At 60.8% G+C, this 3,177-nt stretch carries 3 protein-coding genes and 1 pseudogene; all 4 read right to left on the reverse strand.

Going from position 1 to position 3,177, the window contains the following annotated elements:
- Positions 1-264 precede the first annotated feature (264 nt).
- A pseudogene (locus tag AC1DVM_RS22835) lies at positions 265-1,010 on the reverse strand (3'-5' exonuclease); the annotation flags it as partial.
- 63 nt (positions 1,011-1,073) lie between these two features.
- Positions 1,074-1,388: a DUF4387 domain-containing protein gene (locus AC1DVM_RS22840; protein ID WP_477258386.1), complete on the reverse strand. Its 315-nt coding sequence runs from the start codon at positions 1,386-1,388 to the stop codon at positions 1,074-1,076.
- Positions 1,389-1,398: 10 nt separating this feature from the next.
- Positions 1,399-2,757, reverse strand: a complete 1,359-nt coding sequence (locus AC1DVM_RS22845) for an acyclic terpene utilization AtuA family protein (protein WP_477258388.1) — start codon at positions 2,755-2,757, stop codon at positions 1,399-1,401.
- Positions 2,758-2,996: 239 nt separating this feature from the next.
- Positions 2,997-3,177, reverse strand: a 181-nt coding sequence (locus AC1DVM_RS22850; protein ID WP_477258390.1) for a helix-turn-helix domain-containing protein, incomplete at its 5' end; no start/stop codon positions are given.

The raw sequence follows: 3,177 nt of genomic DNA on the forward strand, positions 1-3,177 counted from the left end.
ACATAGGGCGACTGCGGCAACTTGATCGCTGCCGTCACGTCGGTCGGGAAGGGAATGGACCGTGACGGGTGACCTTCATGGGCTCATCGCCGGTTTTCTGGACGCGATGACTCACACCGAGCTGAGTGACGCGCCTCAGCGGATCGCAGGGTTGGTCGTGCCCAACGAGGAGCTCCACGCTTAGGCAAACATCTTTTCTCATTCGCGCCGCGACATCAATCTGGGATGCGCGCGATACTGGAGGTGCTTCGTCGGTTCGCTCGACCAGCTTGTGCACTCGAAGAGCTTCAGTAGCTTCGACGTGATAAAGCGCGTCCGCAGCGTATAGACATGGCGATCGCCCCGCGGATGCTGGTTGTGCGTAAAGAAACGCTGCGGCATGACGAGGTGCAGATGGTCTTCCGCCCGCGTCATGGCAACGTAGAGAACGCGCCGCTCCTCATCGATCTCGGTCTTGGTCCCGGTGCCCAGAGCACTGGGGATGCAGCCATCACGGTGTTGAGGATGAAGACCGATTTCCATTCCTGGCCCTTAGCGGAATGGATGGTCGAGAGGATGAGATAATCGTCGTCGAGATGGCGAATGCCAGCCTGGTCGCTGGTAGCGTTCGGCGGATCGAGCGTCGGCTCCGTCAGAAACCGCTCCCGCGAGGGGTAGCCTGTTGCGATCTGCACCAGGAGGTCGTCGTTGCGAACGCCCGCATCATCGTTGGTCCGCTCGAGATGGGGCTGGTACCAGTCCCGGACGAGTTCGATCTCGGCTGGCCAGCCAACCGATCCCAACTTGAGCTCACGGATCATGGTGATGTAATCGTCCCACGCCTCGCCGGCGCGCGGAGACGGCGACACGGTAGAAATCGTCGTGAGAGGGTCAGGAGCGCCGTTGATCGCGTTGATAACGTCGTTGGCCGAACGCGGTCCGATGCCAGGCAGAAGCAGCAGCACTCGGAAGGCAGAGATCTTGTCCCGGGGTTTTTGAACGAAGCGAAGTGTGGCGAGGATATCCTTGACGCCCCACCGTTGAGCGGGTGCGGAATTCGGCGCACCCGTTCGAAGGCAAGCGGATCCGACCTCTCAGATGTCGACCTGAATATCAAGCAAAGGCGCRTATTGCTGTGCACCGAAGATATCCGGGTCGCCCGCGCTGCCGCTTGGACGGATCCGAAAGATCGTAAACTTGATGGCGCAGGCGGGGTCGTATTCGACGAATTCCGCAATACGGCTCTGATCGATACCGTACAGGGTCGCGATCGTGGCGGGGCTGAGAACTTTGCTTTTTCTCACCTGATTGTAGACGTTGCGGTCCGTAAAGATAATGTCGAACGTGATCTTGTCGACACCGGCGTTCTTGCTGCGAATGGTCTTCGCGAGGTCCGATAGCTTTTTCATGATGAGGTGCTCAGGCGCCGATAATGGCGGTATGGGTGGGGAAAAGCTCCATCGGGTCATTGACCGCGAAGGTGTGGTTGATGGTCCAGCGATAGGCCGGAGACGCTTTCAGGACTTCGTCAAGGACGAACGCGACCCCGCCGGCCGTGCCTTTCACCTCGGGGAGGCGCGCGTAGAACAGCTGACGCGTGCCTGTCATACAGACCTCTTCGGCCATCTCCATGCTCGGCGCGACGCCCTGCACGACAATGCACAGTTCGTGGGCGGGGACTTTCACCGGTTCAAGATCGCCCATCACGCCGTTCCTACCGAACACGTTGTAGAAGAGTTCGTAGCCCGAAGCGCCGAAGCGTTCCTTGGTCTGTTCCTTGGCCCAGTCGATGACCTTGTCGATATTGGCGATCGTGTAGGGATCGCGCACCGACGCGATGCCGACGAAGCGTTCACCGACCTTGCCGGCGCCTTCGAGCTTTACCCGCACCCGCTCAGCCGGAATGAATCGCTGGCCCGTCACGCGCGTAGTGCGGGGGTCGATCTGTTCGTAGTGGCAATCGCGCATGTCGAGACGCCCGCCCGCTACGAATTCATCGAAGGGGTTTGAGCGCTCGTACATCGCGTGACCGGCCACGGACGCGATCGTGCAGCGCTGGCCCGGATGCATCGCCGTGACCGTCACGCCGGACCCTTCGATTGCACCGAGGACCGTTTCCTTTGCGCCGTAGGGCTCGGCGCAGAACGACGCGCATTCCAGCACCTTGCCAAGGTAATAGGCGTCCGCCTCGCTCGCGCCGCGATGAAGAGCCGCGGCGGCGAAGATGGCGCAATCGCTCGAACGACCGCCGATGATGACGTCGCACCCCTCGTCGAGAAGCTTTACGAATGGATGAACTCCCGCCATGGCGACGATCCGATCCGTTGCATCGAGTTCGGCTTCATCGAGCGGTTCGCGGCCATCAAGGCCTAGAACCGGCTCAGTGCTTCCGATGGCCTTACGTACGAGTTCCTTGTCGACTTCTGAATAGAAGTAGCCAAGCTTGAAGGGCGCAAGGTTGTGCTTCTTCGCGATCTCGCGAATGATCTCGACGTAGTGGTCGACCCGGCTGTTGGTGCCAGTATCGCCGGCGGAGCCAATGATCATCGGCACGTCGATACGACGCGACGCAAGAAGCATCGCTTCGAGGTCCTGCCGCTGCCAGGCCTCCGGAGACGTGGAAGTGTCCGAGCCCAGCGGGACGGGCCCGATGTCATCGCTGCCGGAATCGGCGGCGATGAAATCCGGGCCCGCCTCAACCCCGAGCTGGAAACTCTCAAGCTTGAGGGGGGCAAAGCCCAAATGGCCGTTTGGGCAAATGATTTTGATGGTCGGCATGGCAGACGTTCTCCGATCGGCGTCGATGGTGCTTCGATCCGGACAAAGCAAAGTCTGTGCCAAATCCCATGCGCTCGGGTAAGTCACTGACAGGGCGATGAAAATCAACCGTCGTGCCGCGGTCCGGCGCAAACGCCACAGCACCGCCTGTGACTTCCACGCGTGGACGCGCGCAATGCGCGCATTCTGTATGGACAAGCGCGCGTTTCGGCCGGTGGTCGCGGGAAAGCTTAATCGGCTCAGCTGAGGTCGAGCTTCAGTATCTGATGGCGAAGGGCATGCCGCGTCAGGCCAAGCCGCGCGGCAGCGTCTGTGAGGTTGCCATTGGTGACCGCCAAGGCATGGCGAATGAGTTTGGTCTGGAACGCCGCCGTCGCTTCGTAATAGTCGCCGTGCGGATCGATCGTCGCGGCGATGGCG

The sequence above is a fragment of the Microvirga sp. P4_A5 genome, assembly GCF_056402495.1.

Excerpts from the sequence above, each read along its gene's own strand:
- AC1DVM_RS22845 (WP_477258388.1), bottom strand. The coding sequence starts at position 2,757 with ATGCCGACCATCAAAATCATTTGCCCAAACGGCCATTTGGGCTTTGCC.